The sequence below is a fragment of the Paenibacillus sp. J22P51 genome, from assembly GCF_059692215.1.
Window position 1 is genome coordinate 577693 of the sequence record NZ_JCAUAZ010000002.1, and the last position, 22896, is coordinate 600588.

The window sequence follows — 22896 nt, forward strand, 5'->3', positions numbered from 1 at the left end:
GAGGACTACAGCCGCGCAGCTCGCCACTGTATCAAAATGGTAACCAAAATATTCACACTTCTCATTGACTATTCAGAAACCCCAATACTTTTGATGATTACTCTAGAAGAAATATTTACTGTTGCTTCAGATAGCGCTTTTCCCCAGTTATCCTGTACCTTTTTCCAATCTTTATAATGATATGCGCGTATGTGGACGCCAAACTGAAAGGGATCTACTTGATGCTTTTGAGCTTTCTTGATTAAAGCTTCACATTCTTTTTTTAACTCTTTTTCAATGACTTGTTCTAGCTGTTTTTTCTTCTCCTCTAAGTCCAAGGTAAACATGCGCTCCGTCAAATCGATCTGAACCTTTATATCGATATCGATGGTCAGATCGCTTCCTTCGAATTTTGCCTCGAGCTTAGTCTTTGCCTTTTTAATATTGAAACTAACATAGGACATTTTTTCATTCGTATGGAACATTTCAGGAGGCAAGTGAAACGTTAACGGTATGTTGGTTTTCGTATCGCGCTGCAATAATAGGAGCAGAGAACTTTCTTGATGATTCAAAGAAGTCGCATAGGTGCCGTCTTTATGTAAAAGAACAGTCCCTGAAATAAAGAGTTCATTTTTCTCTGCTTTCATCTCAGTTAAAAAGGGCGTCATTCCTTTATCCTTCATTTGTTGATGAAATTTCTGTAGTGAAGTTTGCACAGTAACTCTGCTCTTATTTGTGCTATTTGTCAGTTGTTTAATCACGTTGGAGATTTCGCCTTTATCACTCATGTTCGTATACATCACATCTTTAACAGTCCCGTCAACCACAATCACATTCGCATTCATCTCATTTCGGGAATCACGGAAGAGAACATCCAAATAGGGAAATGCGTTTCTTTGCTGCAGCAGTTTTTTCCCTAAAAGGAAATTTTGCGATTTTCCGTAAGCAAGGCTGCCACTCGTCTTACCATCAATTTCCCCTTTTGAATCGCGCATCGTATTAGCCCTTGTGGATGTGATTTTATATCGATCTGCGGCTTCTTTGTTGAAGACAGGAGTTGAAGTATATATGTTTAACTTATTATTTTCATCAAAATCTAACCCCTCTGTAAGAACGAACTGTTGATTCTCTATATAAACGGTATTACCGCACCCCGTAACAAACAACAAAACTGACCATGTTAAAAAAAAAGCATGGGATCTCTTCATGTTTTCACTTCCTTTCTAAGATGAAAAATCCATCCGTAGATCCAGAGGAAAATGGGGAACACATAAGCAATATAAAAGCCTGCCATCGCCCACGAATTGGCCATTTGAGTTATTTGCGAAGAAGTAGGGATAAAAAAGAATGAAGATAGGATCCATAAGGAAATGAGTATTCGCAAATAATTTCGATGATCCTGTTTGCCTAATAATTGACTTGTTCCGAATGCGGCCACGTAGAGGCAAGGAATAATGGTCATAAATATGATAACCAAATAAACGGACAAACATATGATCTCCAGCCGTTCCACAAAAGGCAAATGGATCATCTTCAATAAGTTGAGCACGGGATAAACGTAATCTGTGACCTCGGCTCTAGAGAATTTAACAAAACAGACGATTGTAGTCGTTAAATAGATAATCATCGTTAATGAATTGGCAATAACAATCCCCTTGGACGCTGATTTCTTGTCCTTTAGAAAAGGATATAGAATGAAAGCCAGTTCAAATCCAGTAAAAGAGTATAGGGTTGATTTTACAGCAGACAGAATGGGAAACACACCTTCTTTTCCAATCGGAAGTAGGTACATCCACTGCGTATCCTTTAACGTAAATAACAACAAGAACGGCATCCACAAAGTGACAATAAAAACAAGCTCAGCAAAGATTCCGATCACCCTGATTCCCTGCTTGGCAATCATATAGATGGGAATGGTAAATAAGATCATTATAGTGGAGTTCCGTATATCCTGAATGACCCATATTTTTATGATATGAATCGCTGATAACATGACTGTACTTGCTGCATAGGCATTGAGCAGAATCCATACTGCTGCTAAACCTTTACCCACCCATTTGCCAAAGTATTTAGATAAAAGTTCGAATAATGTATAGTCGGGATTTTTTTCCATAATTCGGATGATGATTAAGCTTACCAGCATAGACAAAATCCACCCCAATAGAATGGATATCCATCCGTCGGTACCGGCCGTTTCAGCTAAATCGCGGGGAAGGGATAGCATACCGACCCCGACTTGGCATTCAAATATAAGAAGAACGTATTGTTTCAAGGAGATTTGATTCATCGCGTATTTGCTCATTCGGAAACTCCGATACTTTTGATGACAACGTTAGGAGAATAATTTACGGTTGCTTCAGATAAAGCTTTTCCCCAGTGATCCTCTATCTTCATCCAATTTTTGTAATCGTGTGCCGACACATAAATCCCAAAACCAAACGGATCAACTTGATGCATCTGAGCTTTCTTAATTAAAGCCTCGCATTGTTTTTTCAGCTCTTGTTCAATGGCTTGTCCCAACATTTTGCCCTTTTTCTCCATGTCTAAGGTAAACATGCGTTCCGTTAAATCGATCATAACCTTCATCTGGATTTCGATTGTAAGCTGGCTTTCATCGAATTTTGATTTGAAGTTAACCTTTACTTTTTTAACATTGAAACTGACATAGGACATTTCTTCATCTGTATGAAACATCTCAGGAGGAAGGTGAAACGTTAACGGTATGGGATTGTTCGTTTTGCGCTGCAATAATAGCAATAGAGAACTTTCTTGTTTATTCAAAGAAGCAGCATAGGTACCATCTTTATGTAAAAGAGCGGTCCCTGAAATAACGAGATCATTCTTCTCTACTCTCATTTCAGTTATGCATGGCGTTATTGCATTATCCATCATTTGTTGATGGAATTTCTGTAGTGTAGTTAGCACTGAAATTCTGCTTCTATATGTGCTTTCTGTCAATTGTTTGATCACGTTACCTAATCGGCCTTTATCACTCATATTCGTATACATCACGTCTTTCAAATCCCCATCAACCACAATCACATTTGCATTAGTTTCATTTTTAGGATCGCGAAAGAAGACATCCAAGTAGGGTAATACATTGGTTTGTTGCACCAGTTTTTTCCCTATAAGAATACTTTGCAGTTTTCCAGATGCTAGATTGCCGTTTAGTTTCGACTCGAGTTTTTTCCTCGATTCACGGAATGTATCCGCAGTTGTGAATGTAATTTTATATCTTTCCTTAGCTACATTACTGAAGACAGGAGTTGATGCGTAGAGGAGTAACTTCTTTTCTTCATCAAAATCTATACCCACAGCAAAAGTAAACCGTTGATTCTCTATAGAACCTGACTTACCGCACCCGGTAATAAATAATAAAGCTGCACCTGTTAAGAAAATGCCATGCCATTTCTTCATAGTTTCTGTTCCTTTCTAACCCGATGAAACAACCATCCGTAGATCCATAGGAAAATGGGAAACACATAAGCGAAATATGCACCTGCCATCATCCACAATTTACCCATTTGATTAACTTGTGAAGAAGAAGGGAGGAAAAAGAATGACGATAGGAACCATAGGCACATGAAAATTCGTAATATATTTCGATGATCCTGCTTGCCGCATAATTGACTTACGCCCAGCACAGCTGTATACAGGTAGGGAATGATCGTCATAAATAATATAAACAAATAAATGGAAAGATACATGATTTCCAACCGTTCTAAGAACGGCAATCGGATGAGCTTCAGTAAGTTAAGGGTGGGATAGGTGTAATCTTTGATCTCATCTGGGGAAAACCTAACAAAGCTGATTAAGGTCACTATTACAAAAACAAACAGGGATAAAGAGTTTGCAATAATAATTCCTTTGGACGCTGATTTCTTGTCCTTTAGAAACGGATATAGAATGAAAGCCAGTTCAAACCCAAGGAAAGAAAGGATGGTTGATTTTACAGTAAGCAGAATGGGAAACAAGCCTTCTTTAGCGATTGGAAGAAGGAAAAGCCAGTTGGCATCTTTTAAACTAAACAACAACAAGAAAGGCATCCAGAAAGAGATAAGATAAACGAACTCAGCAAAGAGTCCGATTCCCCTTATTCCTTGCTTGGTAACCATATAGATGGGAATGATAAACAGAATCATCAAGATAAAGTTCCGTATATCCGGAAAAATCCATATCTGTATGATATGGATCGTTGAAAACATGACCACGCTTGCTGCAAATGCCGCGTACAGTATCCAAACAACATATAAACTTTTTCCTACCCATCTACCAAAGTATTTAGATAGAAGCTCGAATAACGTTTTTTCGGGATTTTTCTCCATAATTTTAATAATGACTAAGCTAAGAAGCATAGCCACAATCCAACCCAACAAAATAGATATCCATCCATCGGTACCGCCAGTTTTCGCTATATCGCGGGGAAGGGAAAGTACACCGATTCCCACTTGGGTTTTATAGATAATAAAGATATACTGTTTCAACGAAATTTGATTAAACGAATATTTATTCATGGCTGATCTTCACCTTCTCTGTTTGCACCCTGTCTGATAAGTTGAGTTGGATCAGCCGAGACTGGGCGTTTTTTCATTTTCCACATAGGGAGTCGAACCCATACGTCTTTCCAATCAGACAGTCGGATAGGAGCAATCGGACTTCCATAGGATATTCCAAATGATTCCATTGAAATAAGGTGAACCCCTATAATCATCAATCCGATTACAATGCCTACCATTCCGAACAAAGAGGCCAGAAGCATCATTGGAAAGCGAAGCATCCGTAGCGAGGAGGACATGTCGTAATCAGGGATAATAAAAGAGGAAATAGCCGTGACGGCAACGATAATCACCATAATATTACTTACAATTCCAGCTTGAACCGCCGCCTGACCGATGACAATACCCCCTACAACACCTATCGTTTGTCCAATTGGGCCCGGCAGACGTAGTCCTGCTTCCCTTAACATCTCCAGGCATAGCTCCATTAGTAATGCCTCTACAATTGGAGGAAAAGGTACCTTTGCTCTGGATTCCCCAATCGATACCAACAAATCCAAAGGAAGTACTTCATAATGAAATGAAACAATAGCTATATATACGGCCGATAAAGAGATTGTTGTAATTAAGGCTACATAGCGTAATAAACGCAGAAAACTGGCTATTAACCAGCGATTACTATAATCATCAACGCTTTGAAAGAACGACGAGAAGGTTACAGGAGCCACGATTACACTGGGGGAGTGGTCGACAACGACTGCTATTCTTCCTTGTAACATATGGGCTGCAGCAGAATCCGGACGTTCCGTCATAATTAACTGTGGAAACAGGCTTATCGGATGATCTTCAATAAACTCCGCTAATTCTCCCGTATTTAAAATGGCGTCCACATTTATTTGTAATAGTCGGTCCTCCATTTCTTTCACGAGATTAGGTTGTACAACATCTTCGAGATACATCATAGACACTCTCGTATTTCCCCGAGATCCGACGTTGCATTCTTTTATTTTCAATTCACGATTAGGAAGATAGCGTCTGATTAAGGCGATATTTTGCCCCGATGTCTCGACAAACCCTTGATGTGACCCCTTTAACGTGGATTCGATTTGCGGTTCTTTAATCGCTCTTTGAGGCCAGCCTTGTGTATGTAAAATAATTGAACGTGTCTGCCCATCAATAAGTAGGAGGCTTTTACCTTGAAAAATCGCGCTTTCAATATCTGACCATAAGGTGATAATTTCTGTTTTTGCAATTGAAATGGAAGAGTTCCAAATATCGTTAATCGAATTAATTTCATACATAAGGGGGGCTAAGACGTTATTATTAATCGCTGATTTATCAATGAGTCCATCCAAATAAACAAGAATGGCAGTGTCCCCTGTCTTTAATTGAAACTGACGTGTAACAAGATCTGGAGCAAAGGTAAAAAAAGCTTGCAGGGTAGCTATGTCATCTACAAGGACTCCTGAAATCGATTGATTAAGTGGAACGGATGATTTCTTTCTGAGATCAGATTTTATTCCTTTTAACCATCTCCGGATCATCACCATCCTCGCACCACCATTCCTATATGACATGTACACAAAATTTTCCCACATTTAGGCAAAATTATTCAGGATCAACAAACATAATCACATACTGACGATTTTTAATGTCGTAGTGATTTCTTTACTTCTTTCATACATTTCTTACAAAAATACACAGGAAATGAAATAATGAGCCTATTTATTTACGACTACATGAGGCTACACTTGGAACCAGAAGTTAACTGACCTATGGGGTGTCCAATCATCCTGCAGCTTCTTCACAAATGAAAACGCATGCAAAAAAAAGGAGATGAAAACGTATTGAAAATTAAGCAATCTTACCGTTTTACCAAGTTCGCTGCATTATTCACGACACTCCTCATGGCCGCACAGACGGTGGATTTAGGCATTCCTACAGCTCATGCCGCTTCGGCTACAGTTCAATCCGCCGACATGCAAGTTACGATTGACGACCAATTTCCAAGGGTCATTCAATACCAACTCCTGAGCAACGGAAAAATCATGTACGGTCAAGAGGACACTCTTTCCACGGTAAACATCAATGGCGTTTCTTATACGCCAGCGGTACAGTTCTCGATAGTAGCTGCTAATAAAGCAAACTATACACTTACTTTTGCTAGCATCAATGTTGTGCTAACCGTCGAGATTAAGGTTGTCGATAACGTGCTCAGCCTCAAAGTGACGGACATTCAAGAAAACGGTTCCACACTGGTCCGAACATTTGAAATTCCGAACCAAAGTCTGATCTCCATTCGCGATACGCAAGCAGGTGCGCAGGAAACAGGCGTCGATGTGCGTTCATGGAACAGCACGAAGGAAGAATACAATCTGCTTGCGAACAAAGCGCTGGATACCGCCCCGGTCGGGAAATCGTATCTGCTTCTGAATACGAACGAGCTTGCGGCGGCGATCTATAGCAACGCATTCGAATTTGTGCCTGATAATCAAAAAATCAGCCCGGCTTATAATGAATATGAGCAGCATGCCGTATACCAGACTGTTGCAAAAACCGGCTATAAGAAGCTGGGCGTTTGGAGCCATCCTTGGACATACCGGGAAATTTACGGCAGCAAGCAAGACATCGTTGAGCTCCCCTACGTGAAGGTAGCTATTAACGCAGATGCGAACTCGGACGGAGTCGTGAACTGGCAGGATGGCGGAATCGGCTACCGTAAAATTATGACGCTTCCTTACGGCTCCGACATTATCCCGAAAGTGTCGCCGCACATTTCCCACACCAGAATGCTGACGCAATGGCCATTCCTGCGTGTGCTTGATAATCTGAAGAAGTTTTATCTGTATTCGGACGGCTTTGGACAGCTCTTTGAGGTTAAAGGCCAGATGGAAGGAAATAATCTTCAGCCGGATTATGGCAGGAATTTCGATCCGAAAGCTGGCGGACAGACGGATCTGAACACATTAGCGACGGAAGCCTTAAAGTTAAATGCGTATGTAGGCATCCATATCAATCATAGAGAACTAAATCGCGCAGCGGATGCTTACAGCCCGGATAAGTCTCATGGGACATTAGACTGGAAAGGTATTGCCCCTATAGAGTTCATAAAGCGTTGGGATGATGCGATCGATAACGGGCCAACCGGTTTGGCTGCCAGAATCGCTGAAATTCGCCAGAACGTTCCGGGCTTGAAATGGACGTACCTCGATGTGTATAGCGGTAGTGGTTACGCTCAGTGGAAGCTGGCGCACGAATTGAACAAGAACGGTTTTATGATCGGCACGGAATTCAGTGGCGCACTCGACCGCTACAGCATTTGGAATCATGTCACGCAGAACGAAAGCAAAGTGCAAAGGTTCATCAGAAACCATGTGACCGATGAATTCATGTACGATCCGATTTTTCTTGGCAGCCGTCATGCAGGCTCCATGTCATATGGAGATGATGGAGGCGAAGATCAGGGAGATACGAACTTAACTGTCCAGGATCAGATGGAAGTCTTCTTTACGAATAACTTGCTCTTTAAATACATGCAGAATCACGAAATCATGAAGATGGATATTGATCAGACATTGAACCAGGCTACGAAAGTTACGTTCCAAGGCGGATTGACCGGTCAGGTTGTTGCTCCGGGTACCGTGACGAATGACGGGACTAATGTTACCAACAATCCTAAAGTTGAATTGAGGAAGAATGGAGCATTGATCGCAACGTACCAAAAAGAGTTTAAAAAGAAAATCATAGCAACCACCGCGGCAAATTATCACGGTAAGACTGTGACGCCTCAGCTGACTCAATATTTGCTTCCATGGGATCCTCAAACAGAGACCAAATTGTACCACTGGAACTCTGTAGGCGGTAATACGACATGGGCGCTTCCCGCTAGTTGGGCAGGCGTAACGACTGTGGATCTGTATAAGCTTACGGATACCGGTAAAGTATTGGTGACGAACTTGCCTGTAAACTCAGGTCAAGTGACGATCAATGCAGAAGCGAACACGCCTTACGTTGTTTATAAAGCAGGCCAGTCAGACGCGATCACGCCTGTAACAGGTTTGAACTTCGGCGAAGGCGGATTGACCAAAGACCCCGGATTCGACAGCCGGTTATTAAACAATTGGAACGTCACTTCAACCGGCGGCAGCACAAGTCATGTGTCCATCCAGACGGATGTTGGCGGGGGAACGTACCTGCAGGTGAAAGGGAACAACGGCGCCGATGCAACCATTGCCCAGACGCTAACCGGTTTAACGCCTGGCAAAACGTACCAGGCATCCGTATATGCGGAGGTCAAGAACGATCGGACGCTGACGATCGGAGTGAAGGACTATGGCGGTGCGGAAATGACTAATACGCTCACCAAGTCGAACATTCTGAACAAAGAAATGTATACGCCTCGAGGCGCGTCCGGACAGAGCTATATGCAGCGGATCTGGGTCAATTTTACCGTACCGGCCGGTTCTACGAGCGCAACCTTCTACATGAAAGCGAACGCGGTTGCCGGATCGACAACAGCGGAAGCGGATTTGGACGATATTCGTGTGGTCGAGCTTGTAAATAAGGCGCCGCAAGGCAGTCATTACTTCTTCGAAGATTTCGAAAGCAACCAGGAAAGTCTCACGCCGTTCGTCTATAACAGCGGGACTAATCAAATCACGAGATTGCATGCAGGATACACTTACAATACGCTGGGCGGAAACTCTTCGTTGAAAATGACAGCTGGCAATAACGCCTCTGGTGAAATCGTTCGTACGATTCCAACGAATCTTAAATTGCTGCCGAATACGACCTACACGGTAAGCTTCCCGTACAAATCGCAGTATGCGAACAGCTACAGCTTTGCGTTAACCAGCGGCTACGGATCGAGCGCCGTCGATCAGTTTAACGATACGCTCGACGTTGGTAAATACTTCTACAGCAAGACGTTTACGACGGGCAGCGCAGATGATTACAGCTTCCGCATTATCAAAAAACCCGGCGGTACGAGCTCAGATAACAATCAGGAGCTCCTCGTTGATGACTTTACTGTGGATTTGGGCGCAGTGACGTTTAACGAGACAGCAGATCAAACGTTTGACGATGGACAATTGGGCGGTTGGATCGCTGCATATGGCAACGGGCAAGTCCAGATATCGAACCAACAGCTATCCTTGAAAACGGATCGGTACGATACGATAGCGCTCGATCAGAACACACCGGATATCGCCGACGGCGAAATGACGTTCACGATCACGCCGCAATCCGGCAATACAGCGGGTGCTGTCATCCGTTACACCGGGCCGGACAGCTATACCAAAATCTATTATGATTCGGCTGCAGGCGGTTGGTTCTATATGGATCCGCAAGGGCACAAGGGAACAATAAACGATCCCCCTCCGGGAGAAAACAACGGCATTCATCTGACCCAAGGCATTCCGCATCTGGTGAAACTGACGTATACGGGCAGCCGTTATAAGCTCCAGGTTGATCAAGTATTGCTCTATGACGGCAATATTTCGCTACTAAAAACAAAGGCAGGCCGAACTGGATTCTACGTAGACAAATCGAATGTACTCATCGATAATGTGACGATGAGAAATCTGGGAGCATCGTCGGGATCGACGCCGATTACACCGACACCGACTGTGGATGACTTCGAATATGAGTTCAAGCCGGTTGATGCTGCTACAGGTAAATATGTCATTAAGGCTTTTACGGGTGCGGGTGTACCGATTGATATTAAAGATGCGGAGATCACGGTAACAAGTGAAAACCAGGGTGTGATTACGGTAGGCGCTTCAAACCTGCTGACCGCTGTTTCACAAGGTATAGCAAAGATTAACATCAGAGTAGTAATAGGCGGACGTTCTATTGAAGAGATTACTTATCTTTTTGTTGATCAGTCAGGAAATATAGTTGCGGCTCCCTATTTAACTAAAATTGACTTAACCCTGAACAAAAATACAATTAAACTCAACAATCCAATCGTTGCCACACTTAATGGCTTATTAAGTACAGGAGAAACCGCTGATTTATCAAGGGCTACTGTAGCATATCAATTTAGCGATTCAAGGTTATCTGTTGTTGAAGGCAGCAATACGATCATTGTTAAAGGCGAACTTGGTACTGGGTTTAATGCAACCGTTGCTGTAAGGGTTACATTAGACGGGATGACCGTTATAAGTAATCCTATGTCAATAAAAGCAGTTGTTGATACTGTCCCTCAGTCACAAATGACGGCAACAGCGACAAGTCAGGAAACGGGTGACGAAGCCTTAATGGCAATTGACGGAAACCCGGGAACGATCTGGCATACAAAGTGGGATAAATCCGACGTTCTCCCCCAATCGATTACCTTAAACCTTGGAGGAACCTACAAGATCAATAAAGTCGCGTATTTACCAAGGCAATCTGGCGGTAACGGAATTATTACAGGCTATAACGTGTATGTAAGTACGGATGGGGTATCCTTTACTAAAGTTGCAAGTGGAAATTGGGTTAACAACATTGCGTTGAAATACGCAACATTTACTTCGACCAATGCATCCTATGTCAAGCTCGAAGCAACAGCGGGCGGTAACGGATTTGCATCGGCTGCAGAGATCAATGTAATGCTTACAACGCCGGATACGCCGCCGCCTGCGACGTCCGCTGTCCTATCGCCGGCAGCACCGGATGGAGCAAATGACTGGTACGTTCATCCGGTTTCCCTAAGCCTTATCACTGCCGACAATGTGTTTGGCTTAGCCAAGATGGAGTACAGTCTGGATGGCGGGGCTACTTGGCAAAACTATTCGTCGCCTGTGACGTTGAGTCAAGACGGCAAGTATACCGTGAGTTACCGTTCAACGGACAAGGCCGGCAACGTAGAAGCGCCGAAAACGATCAGTTTCAATTTGGATGCGGTTGCTCCAACAATCACCGTGACCGGAGTCGTGTATGGTACGATTAGTGATGCCGGTGATATTGCTCCAATCATTACATTGAGCGATAACCTGTCCGGGGTTGACAACAGCAATACTACAGTTATGTTGGATACGTTGGTGGTGCAGCAAGGAACAACGATTCCTCTCTATACGCTGCCGCTCGGTTCGCACACGTTGATCGTAACGGCGAGCGATTTGGCAGGGAACACAGGCAGCCAAACCGTAGTATTTCAGACCACGACAAGCGTCGACTCCATAATGGCATTAGTAACGCGCTTTAAGAATGCGGGGTGGATCGATAATGCGGGTATTGCGAATAGCTTACAGAGCAAATTGACTAAGAACAATTTGACTGCTTTTGTGAATGAAGTGAAGGCTCAGAGCGGCAAGCATATTGGAAGCGAAGCCGCAAGCTACTTACTGCGGGATGCTCAATATTTGTTGTCCCAAAATTAATTAGCATGTTTTGCTTTATCTGAAGTTGGTAATGGAAAACAAGGAACTGACAATCGCGCAAATCGCGCAAATGCATAAATGGGCAGCCTCTTCGCGGGCTGCCCATATTTTATTATGGACGTGTATACTGACGATTTTTAATGTCGTAGTGATTTCTTTACTTCTATCCTGCATTTCTTACGAAAATACACAGGAAATGAAATAAAGAGCCTATTCATTATTAGCTTCGTGAGGCTACACTCAGAGAATCGCAGCTGACGAATCTGACCTATGGGGTGTCCAATCAACATGCAGCCTCTTCAAAAATGAAAACGCATGCAAAAATGGGCATGTACAAAGAACTGGAGAAAGTAACCGGCGTGAAGGTCGAATTTCATGAGAAGTGTTGCTTTCGGCTACGACCCGAATTTTTTGTAAAGGGGGTGACTTATTACCGAACGGTACCAGACCAGGTGTTTAGTTATTCCGATTTATACATAAGGAGATGAAAAAGTGTTGAAAACTAAGCAATCTTTCCGTTTTACCAAGTTCGCTGCATTATTCGCGACAATCCTCATGGCCGCACAGACGGTGGATTTAGGCATTCCTACAGCTCATGCCGCTTCGGCTACAGTTCAATCCGCCGACATGCAAGTTACGATTGACGACCAATTTCCAAGGGTCATTCAATACCAACTCCTGAGCAACGGAAAAATCATGTACGGTCAAGAGGACACTCTTTCTACGGTAAATATCAATGGCGTTTCTTATACGCCAGCAGTACAGTTCTCGAAAATAGCTGCTAATAAAGCAAACTATACACTTACTTTTGCTAGCATCAATGTTGTGATAACCGTCGAGATTGAGGTTGTCGATAACGTGCTCAGCTTCAAAGTGACGGACATTCAAGAAAACGGTTCCACACTGGTCCGAACATTTGAAATTCCGAACCAAAGTCTGATCTCCATTCGCGATACGCAAGCAGGCGCGCAAGAAACAGGCGTCGATGTGCGGTCATGGAACAGCACGAAGGAAGAATACAATCTGCTTGCGAACAAAGCGCTGGATACCGCCCCGGTCGGGAAATCGTATGTGCTTCTGAATACGAATGAGCTTGCGGCGGCGATCTATAGCAACGCATTCGAATTTGTGCCTGATAATCAAAAAATCAGCCCGGCTTATAATGATTATGAGCAGCATGCCGTATATCAGACTGTTGCAAAAACCGGCTATAAGAAGCTGGGCGTTTGGAGCCATCCTTGGACATACCGGGAAATTTACGGCAGCAAGCAAGACATCGTTGAGCTCCCCTACTTGAAGGTAGCTATTAACGCCGATGCGAACTCGGACGGAGTCGTGAACTGGCAGGATGGCGGAATCGGCTACCGGAAAATTATGACGCTTCCTTACGGCTCCGACATTATCCCGAAGGTGTCGCCGCACATTTCCCACACCAGAATGCTGACGCAATGGCCATTCCTGCGTGTGCTTGATAATCTGAAGAAGTTTTATCTGTATTCGGACGGCTTTGGACAGCTCTTTGAGGTTAAAGGCCAGATGGAAGGAAATAATCTTCAGCCGGATTATGGCAGGAATTTCGATCCGAAAGCTGGCGGACAGACGGATCTGAACACATTAGCGACGGAAGCCTTAAAGTTAAATGCGTATGTAGGCATCCATATCAATCATAGAGAACTAAATCGAGCGGCGGATGCTTACAGCCCGGATAAGTCTCATGGGACATTAGACTGGAAAGGTATTGCCCCTATAGAGTTCATAAAGCGCTGGGATGATGCGATCGATAACGGGCCAACCGGTTTGGCTGCCAGAATCGCTGAAATTCGCCAGAACGTTCCGGGCTTGAAATGGACGTACCTCGATGTGTATAGCGGTAGTGGTTACGCTCAGTGGAAGCTTGCGCACGAATTGAACAAGAATGGTTTTATGATCGGCACGGAATTCAGTGGCGCACTCGATCGCTACAGCATTTGGAATCATGTCACGCAGAACGAAAGCAAAGTGGAAAGGTTCATCAGAAACCATGTGACCGATGAATTCATGTACGATCCGATTTTGCTTGGCAGCCGTCATGCAGGCTCCATGTCATATGGAGACGATGGAGGCGAAGATCAGGGAGATAGTAACTTAACTGTCCAGGATCAGATGGAAGTCTTCTTTACGAATAACTTGATCTATAAATACATGCAGAATCACGAAATCATGAAGATGAACATCGATCAGACGTTGAATCAAACGACAAGTGTTACCTTCCAAGGGGGTTTGACTGGTCAAGTCGTGACTCCGGGTACGGTAACGAATGACGGGACGAATGTTACCAACAATCCTAAAGTTGAATTGAGGAAGAATGGAGCATTAATCGCAACGTACCAAAAAGAGTTTAAAAAGAAAATCATACCAACCACTGATGCAAATTATCACCCTAAGACTGTGACGCCTCAGCTGACACAATATTTACTTCCATGGGATCCTCAAACCGAAACCAAATTGTACCACTGGAATTCTGTTGGGGGTAATACGACATGGGCACTTCCCGCTAGTTGGACAGGCGTAACGACTGTGGATCTGTATAAGCTTACGGATACCGGTAAAGTATTGGTGACGAACTTGCCTGTAAACTCAGATCAAGTGACGATCAATGCAGAAGCGAACACGCCTTACGTTGTTTATAAAGCAGGCCAGTCAGACGCGATCACGCCTGTAACAGCTTTGAAGTTCGGCGAAGGCGGATTGACCAAAGACCCGGGATTCGATAGCCGGTTATTAAACAATTGGAACGTCACTTCAACCGGCGGCAGCACAAGTCATGTGTCCATCCAGACGGATGTAGGCGGGGGAACGTACCTGCAGGTGAAAGGGAACAATGGCGCCGATGCAACCATTGCCCAGACGCTAACCGGTTTAACGCCGGGCAAAACGTACCAGGCATCCGTATATGCGGAGGTCAAAAATGGTCGGACGCTGACGATCGGAGTGAAGGACTATGGCGGTGCGGAAATGACCAATACGCTCACCAAGTCGAACATTCTGAACAAGGAATTCAATACGCCTCGAGGTGCGTCAGGACAGAGCTATATGCAGCGGATCTGGGTCGATTTTACCGTGCCGGCCGGTTCTACGAGCGCAACCTTCTATATGAAAGCGAACGCTGTTGCCGGATCGACAACAGCGGAAGCGGATTTGGACGATATTCGTGTGGTCGAGCTTGTAAATAAGGCGCCGCAAGGCAGTCATTACTTCTTCGAAAATTTCGAAAGCAACCAGGAAAGTTTCACGCCGTTCGTCTATAACAGCGGAACTAATCAAATATCGAGATTGCATGCAGGATACACTTACAATACGCTCAATGGAAACTATTCGTTTAAAATGACTGCCAGCAATGGTCATCTGGGTGAAATCGTTCGCACGATTCCAACGAATCTTAAATTGCTGCCGAATACGACCTACACGGTAAGCTTCCCGTACAAATCGCAGTATGCGAACAGCTACAGCTTTGCGTTAACCAGCGGCTACGGATCGAGCGCCGTCGATCAGTTCAATGATACGCTCGACGTTGGTAAATACTTCTACAGCAAGACGTTTACGACGGGCAGCGCAGATGATTACAGCTTCCGCATTATCAAAAAAGCCGGTGGCTTAAGCGTGGATAACAATCAGGAGCTCCTTATCGACGACTTTACCGTGGATGCAGGCACAGTGACGCCGGTCGAGACAGCGGATCAGACGTTCGACAACGGACAGTTGGGCGGTTGGATCGCTGCATATGGCAACGGGCAAGTCCAGATATCGAACCAGCAGCTCTCCTTGAAAACGGATCGGTACGATACGATAGCGCTCGATCAGAATACACCGGATATCGCCGACGGCGAAATGACGTTCACGATCACGCCGCAATCCGGCAATACAGCGGGTGCCGTCATCCGTTACACCGGGCCGGACAGCTATACCAAAATCTATTATGATGCGGCTGCAGGCGGTTGGTTCTATATGGATCCGCAAGGGCACACGGGAACAATAAACGATCCCCCTCCGGGAGAAAACAACGGCATACATCTGACCCAAGGCATTCCACATTTGGTGAAATTGACGTATACGGGCAGCCGTTATAAGCTCCAGGTTGATCAAGTATTGCTCTATGACGGCGATATTTCAGCGCTGAAAACGACAGCCGGACGCACTGGCTTCGCGGTCAGCAACAAGACCAACGTAAACATCGATAATGTGACCTTGAAAAATATAGGTATATCATCGGGAGCGACTCCGATAACGCCAACTCCGCCAACAGGAGGTCCACAATCGTCGCCGGGCAAAATTTTGCTTGACTCGTACGATGACGCTTTTGTTCGGGATGGTGTCAATGCGAATACGAATTATGGAATTTTGCCGACGATGGAGATCAAAAACGACGTTACTCCCGACTGGTCCCGTGAGTCCTATGTTAAATTCGATCTCTCATCCGTGACGAGTTCCGTATATAGCGCAAAAATCAAATTGAATATGGTAACTACCGGCTCGGCGGCTCCTAATCAAGTCGTAGAGTTGATCAGCAATAATTCATGGTCGGAGAATACGATTACCTGGAATAATAAACCGGCTTCAACAGGAACCGTATTAGCTACTTTTTCCCCAACTATGGGCTTACATGAAATCGATGTGACGAGCCAAGTCAATTCCGCTTTGGCCAACGATAAAAAGCTTTCCTTGAGAATATTTGGCGCAACGAAAAGTACGACTAGCACCAGCTACGGAGCTTTCGAGAATGTGGCGGCCAGCAATCGTCCTGTTCTGGAGCTTACCGCCATGCAAACACCGGTCGAGAACAATGAATCGGTTCTCATTCCTCATTCACAAATGACGGCAACAGCGACGAGTCAAGAGACGGTTAAAGCTAATAATGCTGCGTCAAACGTATTGGACGGAAATTCAATGACGATGTGGCATACCCGTTGGGGTCAAGTCGATCCGTTGCCTCAGAGCATCACATTGAATATGGGCGGAACATACAAGGTAACGAAGCTGAGCTACTTGCCCAGACAAGATGGACAAACGAACGGCAGAATTACGTCCTACAACATTTATACGAGTACGGATAATGTGAACTATACTAAGGTAATAAGCGGAACGTGGACTGCGGATACGAGCTTGAAGCAAGCGGTGTTTGGTCCAGTATCGGCAGCTTATATCAAGCTGGAGGCGACTGCGGGAGTGAACAACTACGCCTCGGCAGCAGAAATTAATGTCTATAAGATTAACGATGTTCCCGTCCATTCTATTGCAGTTAGCGGCGAGAACGGAAAAACTTTAATCAACCAGGTGAACGGAACGCTGCAAATGACCGCTGCGGTGCAGCCGAATAATGCCACCAACAAGGCGGTTACATGGGCTGTTTATGGCGACAATGGGACGACTACCGATGCGGCGACGATTGATGCGAGCGGTCTTCTCACCGCTCATAAAAACGGAGTCGTAACTGTAGTCGCTCAAGCGGCTGACAATTCCGGCGTTAAGGGCCAAGTTAATGTAACGATCAATACGCCTGTAACGATCATCGATACAACGCCGCCTGTGACGACAGCTACCGCAGCGCCGGCAGCACCAGACGGCCCGAACGGCACTTACGTGAATCCGGTCACGGTCACCTTGGTCAGTTACGACAGCTTATCGGGTGTGGCCAAAACCGAGATCAGCCTGGACAACGGGGCTTCCTGGCAGCTGTATACGGCGCCCGTTACGTTCGACACAAACGGCACCTATAACCTGCTCTACAAGTCTACAGACCAAGCGGGAAATGTCGAGCTACCTCAGCTGTTAGGCTTTACGCTCGCGACGAACGCCGTCAAGGTGCAGCTCAAGGACAGCGTTGGCAATCCGCTCAGTGGCGGCAACGTGATGTATTATGACGGCGGCTGGAAAGATTTCGGCATCACCGACGCTTCCGGATCGGTAAGCAAATCGCTGCCGAAAAAGTCCTATACATTCGCGTTGACGTATGAAGGGACACGCAGCGAGAAGGTGCAAAATACCAGTACCAACGCTGTCGTCGGCTTCAAGACGGTGAAAACCAAGGTGCAGCTGAAGGACAGCCAAGGTAATCCGCTTGACGGCGGTGCGGCCTCTTATTATGCCGGCAGCTGGCGGACGATCGGCAGCACGAGCGGCGGCGAGATCAGCAAGGAATTGCTGCCTGGGTCCTACACATTTGCGCTGACGTATGAAGGGACACGCAACGAGAAGGTGCAAAATACGGGTACCGACGCTGTCGTCGGCTTCCAGACGGTGAACGTCAAGGTGGAGCTGAAGGACAGCCAAGGGAATCCACTTGATGGCGGTACGGGCTCTTATTATGCCGGCAGCTGGCGGACGATCGGCAGCACGAGTGGCGGAGTGTTCAGCAAGGAATTGCTGCCCGGGTCCTACACATTTGCAATGAAATACGAAGGCACGTACAAGGAGAAGGTGCAAGATACGTCAACGAACGCCGTCGTCGGCTTCCAGACGGTGAACGTCAAGCTTCAGTTGAAGGACAGTCAAGGGAATCCGCTTAATGGTGGTGTTGCCTCCTATTATGCAGGCAGTTGGCGGACGATCGGAAGCACAAGCAGCGGCGAGATTAGCAAGGAGCTGCTGTCCGGGTCCTACACATTTGCGATGACATACGAAGGCACATACAAGGAAAAAGTGCAGGATACGTCGACGAACGCTGTCATCGGCTTCCAGACGGTGAACGTCAAGGTGCAGCTGAAGGACAGCCAAGGGAATCCGCTTAATGGTGGTGTTGCCTCCTATTATGCAGGCAGTTGGCGGACGATCGGAAGCACGAGTGGCGGTGAGGTAAGCAAGGAACTTCTGCCCGGATCTTATACGTTCGGGATCTCCTACGGAGGGACACACAAGGAAAGCGTGACTGACACCTCTTCCAATCCGACGGTTGTTTTTCAGCAGTAAATAAGTCTATAGGTGAACCATCTTCGAGGGCTATCCTCCGAGTTCGAACGGAATCGGTCGGCCGGGGATAGCCCTTCCTCACGGAAATAACTTTCGTAACCAAAAAGGACTTCTATAAAAAGTTTTTCTCTTGAAAATGTACACTGACGATTTTTAATGTCTTAGTGATTTCTTTTCTTCTATCCTGCATTTCTTATGAAAATACACATGATATGAAATAAAGAGCCTATTCATATTCGGCTTCGTGAAGCTACACTTGAAACCAGAAGCAAGGACAACAATGATCTGACTTCACTTAGACACACACTCATTCATTATTAAGGGAGGCAAGGACAATGAAGAGAAAAATGAAACAAGTAAGTTTCGTCATGTTGGTTTCCTTACTCGCAGTTTCTGTAACCGCTTGCAGCGGTAACAGCGGAGGTACATCTTTATCGTCACCGCAGTCGGGCACCGATTCGCAACCGCCGAAACTGACCAATCTGACTTATTGGGTAGCGAACCAATCCGCAACCGCTTCGGTGATGAAAACATTCGCCGAAATGGAATTGTATAAGGAGCTTGAAAAAATAACTGGCGTGAAGGTTGAATTCCAGCATCCTCCGCTCGATGCTCAGCAGGCAAAAGAACAGTTCAACTTAATGATCGCTTCCAACCAGCTGCCGGACGTCATTGAGAGAGGCTGGACGGGCTATCCGGGCGGACCAGAAAAAGCGATTCAAGACAACAAAATTATCAAGTTGAACGATTTGATCGACAAATACGCGCCAAACCTAAAAAAACTGTTGAGCGAGCATCCGGATTGGAAAAAGCAAATCATGACGGACGATGGCAGCATCTACTCGTTCCCGTACCTGCGTGGCGGCGACAAAGTCAGAGTGTTCTTCGGTCCGGGCTTACGTCAGGACTGGCTGGACAAACTGGGTTTGAATATGCCGACAACGATCGACGAATGGTACACTGTTTTGAAAGCGTTTAAAGAGAAAGATCCGAACGGCAACGGCAAAGCGGACGAAATCCCGATCTACCTCGACAAAGCGTTATTCAGCTCCGACGCTCCGTTCCTCGGCGCATGGGGCATCAACTACGGCTATTATCAAGACGGCGGCAAAGTGAAGTATGGCCCGATCCAGCCGGAGTTTAAAGACTTCCTTGCAACGATGAGCAAATGGTACAAGGAAGGTCTGCTTGATAAGGATTTCGCAGCTCCGAACGAAAAATTGTTCGATAACAAAATGACGACGAACCTGCTGGGGGCATCCGCTTTCTATACCGGAGGGGGCATCGGCAGGTACATGAACCTGATGAAGGACAAAGACCCGAGCTTCAATCTGGTCGCCGCTCCCTATCCCGTATTGAAAGCCGGCGATAAATCAATTTGGGGCCAAAAAGATTTTGCATTCAATGGTCTCGGCGCCGCCATCACGACTAGTAACAAAAATCCGATCGAAACGGTCAAATGGCTAGATTACGCTTACGGTGAAAAAGGCGAGCTACTATTCAACTACGGCAAAGAAGGCGCGAGCTATAAAATGGAAAACGGCAAGGCCGTATTCTTGCCGGAAGTCCTCAACCCGCCAAGCGGAGTCACCCTTGTGCAATCGTTAGCGAAGCATGTCCGTGCGACTACGAGTGCGCCATTCGTGCTCAGCGACAACTTCCAAATGCAGTATCTCGGACTGCCGCAGCAGAGAGACGCAATGGCAATCTGGTCGAAGCCGACGGCTGAACGTAAATTACCGCTCATTACGCCAACGCAGGAAGAGAGCAGCAAATTCGCTTCGATCATGACGGATATTCAGACGTATCAAGACGAAATGTTTCTCAAGTTCATCATGGGCGTGGAGCCGATCGATAACTTTGACAAATACGTCAAGAAGATTCAGAGCATGGGTATCGAGGATGGAATCAAAATTCAACAAGCGGCTCTTGAACGCTTCAGCAAGCGTTAATCGAGAGTTGGGATTGGAAGATGAAATAGGTTCAGGAAAGTCTCAATAGTATTTGGAGGATGTAGCCCAAGCGCAGGCGCGGGAGCATTCTCTCTTTTTGTCTGGCTTTTTATTGCATTTCATCTATACGTTAGCGCGAAAATGCTGGGGTGAAACCCCGACATACTTTTTGAACAAGCGAGAGAAGTAGAATACATCTTTGAATCCAAGCGAAACCGCTGTTTGTTTCACTGATTGATGGGTGTTTAGCAGCATATTTTTGGCTTCTGAGATTTTGAGCCTGTGCACATATTCGTGAAGTGAGTAGCCTGTAGCCTTGTGAATCATCCGGCGCAGCGTTGATAAAGAAATATGATGGCGATCGCAAACCTCATCGGCTTCAAACGGTTGATGGATTGAGGCGGCAATGTCATCTAATAATATGGCCATGGTGTCATTGGACTTGGCTTGGAGGCTTGTTTGGCTGCTCAGTACGAATTCGTAAATTAGTGATTCCAAGAGTAAGGATGCTCGGTCCAGATTGGCGGGGTCGCCGATTTCCATCAACATAAAGATGCGGTCGATTTTGCTTTGCTGCGCGTCATCGGTGCTCACTTGCCGAACTCGGTCCGGTTCAGTCAGCCAAGTGTCGAGCCACTCTCCAATGCGTGATCCTTCAATTGTGAAATAATACTCGTCCCACATTTCATTGTGATCAGGTCCATAGTCGAAAGAAGCGCCGGGGAAGAAGAGGAAGAAGCTGCCTTTACCAACCTTCTGTTTCTCACCGTCATTCACCTGATAAGTGCCGGAGCCTCCAGCGATGTAGACGAACGCATAATGCCTAAAGACAGCCTTGCGCCGATATAGCGTACGATTAGGCAAATGGCCGACGTTGATCATGGCAAGTGATTTTACATTCAGCATACTTTTATCGGTCGAACGGTCAATAATGCGCTTTTGTTTTGAACTGATCGTATAGTCCATGTATGTGGTCATGATGGCTATTTTACCTCCAGAAGGTGAATGATATTCTGATTGTATAGTACAAATGTCCATCAAAGCAACCATACCTAGGAGGATGTACACTCATGATCGTATCAAAAACGAAAATTGGCATCATTGGTCTCGGATCGATATCCGACTTGCACCTGCAATCGTATCAGAAGCTGGAAGAAGTGGAACTGTATGCGGTTTGCGATTTGAATGGGGCGCGGGCGGAGGAGAAAGCAAAGCAATACGGAATCTCTCATGTGTACACGGATTACAGGGAGCTTCTGGCTAATCCAGAAGTGGAAGCGATTAGTATTTGCACGTGGAACAATACGCATGCTGAGATCAGCATTGCCGCTTTACGCGCTGGTAAGCATGTGTTGGTAGAGAAACCTTTGTGCCGTACAGTCGAAGAAGCGCTTCAGATTCAAGAGGCGGTGCTTGAGACTGGCAAGACACTTCAAGTTGGCTTCGTGCGCCGATACGATGCAAATGCACAGCTCGTGAAACGGTTTATCGACAACGGCGAGCTGGGAGAAATATACTATGCGAAGGCTTCCTCCCTCCGCAGGCTCGGTAATCCGGGAGGCTGGTTCGCGGATCAAGAGCGCTCTGGCGGGGGACCTCTCATCGATATCGGCGTACATTTCATCGATCTGTGCTGGTATTTGATGGGGCGGCCGAAGCCTGTTTCTGTCAGTGGCAATTCATACAAGAAGTTGGGGAATCGAGCTCATGTTCGCAACCTGTCGTTCTACAAGGCTGCAGACTATGATCCAAACACGAACGGCGTTGAGGATATGGCCAACGCGTTGATCCGTTTCGAGAATGGGGCCTCTCTGCTCGTAGACGTGAGCTTTACACTGCACGCTAATAAAGGTGAGTCTACTGTGAAATTATACGGAGATCAAGGTGGCGTAGAGGTGGAGCCAGAACTAATTTTCATTACAGAGAAGCATGACACGATTTTGAATGTAACACCGCAGACGAATCATAAATCGATCAATGTGACGGAAGCGTTCTATAACGAAGTTAGTCATTTCGTCTCCTGCTGCCGTACGGGGTGTACACCGATCAGTCCGGTTGAGGATGGCGTTACGATGATGAGAATGTTATGCGCTATCTATGAATCAGCAGCCAAAGGGACAGAGATTCAGCTATAACCAACCAATCATAAGGAAATTGAGGGTG

Annotated in this window: 10 protein-coding genes; 4 read left to right on the top strand and 6 right to left on the bottom strand. The window is 45.7% G+C overall.

Translation table 11 applies throughout. The annotated features are described in order from the left end of the window. Nucleotides 1–68: 68 nt before the first annotated feature. Genes AC58QC_RS07055 through AC58QC_RS07075 form a run of 5 tightly spaced genes read right to left on the bottom strand, consistent with a single transcriptional unit; the run spans nt 69 to nt 6025 of the window. Nucleotides 69–1187, bottom strand: a complete 1119-nt coding sequence (locus tag AC58QC_RS07055; protein ID WP_497414478.1) for a Ger(x)C family spore germination protein — start codon at nt 1185–1187, stop codon at nt 69–71. Continuing rightward, nucleotides 1184–2281, bottom strand: coding sequence for a GerAB/ArcD/ProY family transporter (locus AC58QC_RS07060; protein ID WP_497414479.1), 1098 nt, complete (start codon nt 2279–2281; stop codon nt 1184–1186). The genes AC58QC_RS07055 and AC58QC_RS07060 overlap by 4 nt, the downstream gene beginning before the upstream one ends. Further along, nucleotides 2278–3396 carry a Ger(x)C family spore germination protein gene (locus AC58QC_RS07065; RefSeq protein WP_497414480.1) on the bottom strand — a complete coding sequence of 373 codons (1119 nt, stop codon included), beginning with the start codon at nt 3394–3396 and terminating at the stop codon, nt 2278–2280. The genes AC58QC_RS07060 and AC58QC_RS07065 overlap by 4 nt, the downstream gene beginning before the upstream one ends. Beyond that, nucleotides 3393–4493 (bottom strand): GerAB/ArcD/ProY family transporter, encoded by a 1101-nt coding sequence (locus tag AC58QC_RS07070; protein ID WP_497414481.1) that lies wholly within the window; start codon nt 4491–4493, stop codon nt 3393–3395. The genes AC58QC_RS07065 and AC58QC_RS07070 overlap by 4 nt, the downstream gene beginning before the upstream one ends. Then, entirely contained in the window at nt 4490–6025 is a 1536-nt protein-coding gene (locus AC58QC_RS07075) for a spore germination protein (protein ID WP_497414482.1), read from the bottom strand. Before AC58QC_RS07075 ends, AC58QC_RS07070 begins: the two co-directional genes overlap by 4 nt. 297 nt (nt 6026–6322) lie before the next feature. Between AC58QC_RS07075 and AC58QC_RS07080 the strand changes: the two genes are divergently transcribed. The 3 genes from AC58QC_RS07080 (at nt 6323) to AC58QC_RS07090 (ending at nt 20733) form a co-directional block, all read left to right on the top strand. After that, nucleotides 6323–11839, top strand: coding sequence for an endo-alpha-N-acetylgalactosaminidase family protein (locus AC58QC_RS07080; protein ID WP_497414483.1), 5517 nt, complete (start codon nt 6323–6325; stop codon nt 11837–11839). Nucleotides 11840–12334: 495 nt separating this feature from the next. Next, nucleotides 12335–18781 (top strand): endo-alpha-N-acetylgalactosaminidase family protein, encoded by a 6447-nt coding sequence (locus AC58QC_RS07085; RefSeq protein WP_497414484.1) that lies wholly within the window; start codon nt 12335–12337, stop codon nt 18779–18781. Nucleotides 18782–19116: 335 nt separating this feature from the next. Further along, nucleotides 19117–20733 (top strand): type 2 periplasmic-binding domain-containing protein, encoded by a 1617-nt coding sequence (locus tag AC58QC_RS07090; protein WP_497414485.1) that lies wholly within the window; start codon nt 19117–19119, stop codon nt 20731–20733. A gap of 123 nt (nt 20734–20856) precedes the next feature. Here AC58QC_RS07090 and AC58QC_RS07095 read toward each other — a convergent pair whose 3' ends face one another. Beyond that, nucleotides 20857–21711, bottom strand: coding sequence for an AraC family transcriptional regulator (locus AC58QC_RS07095; RefSeq protein ID WP_497414486.1), 855 nt, complete (start codon nt 21709–21711; stop codon nt 20857–20859). A gap of 92 nt (nt 21712–21803) precedes the next feature. On the opposite strand from AC58QC_RS07095, the gene AC58QC_RS07100 reads away from it, so the two are divergent. Next, nucleotides 21804–22868 (top strand): Gfo/Idh/MocA family protein, encoded by a 1065-nt coding sequence (locus tag AC58QC_RS07100; protein WP_497414487.1) that lies wholly within the window; start codon nt 21804–21806, stop codon nt 22866–22868. The last annotated feature ends 28 nt before the right edge of the window (nt 22869–22896 follow it).

Bases quoted from the DNA above. Each gene is read 5' to 3' on its own strand.
- AC58QC_RS07055 (WP_497414478.1), bottom strand. From the start codon at position 1,187: ATGAAGAGATCCCATGCTTTTTTTTTAACATGGTCAGTTTTGTTGTTT.
- AC58QC_RS07070 (WP_497414481.1), bottom strand. From the start codon at position 4,493: ATGAATAAATATTCGTTTAATCAAATTTCGTTGAAACAGTATATCTTT.
- AC58QC_RS07100 (WP_497414487.1), top strand. From the start codon at position 21,804: ATGATCGTATCAAAAACGAAAATTGGCATCATTGGTCTCGGATCGATA.
- AC58QC_RS07095 (WP_497414486.1), bottom strand. From the start codon at position 21,711: ATGACCACATACATGGACTATACGATCAGTTCAAAACAAAAGCGCATT.
- AC58QC_RS07065 (WP_497414480.1), bottom strand. From the start codon at position 3,396: ATGAAGAAATGGCATGGCATTTTCTTAACAGGTGCAGCTTTATTATTT.
- AC58QC_RS07090 (WP_497414485.1), top strand. From the start codon at position 19,117: ATGAAGAGAAAAATGAAACAAGTAAGTTTCGTCATGTTGGTTTCCTTA.
- AC58QC_RS07075 (WP_497414482.1), bottom strand. From the start codon at position 6,025: ATGGTGATGATCCGGAGATGGTTAAAAGGAATAAAATCTGATCTCAGA.
- AC58QC_RS07060 (WP_497414479.1), bottom strand. From the start codon at position 2,281: ATGAGCAAATACGCGATGAATCAAATCTCCTTGAAACAATACGTTCTT.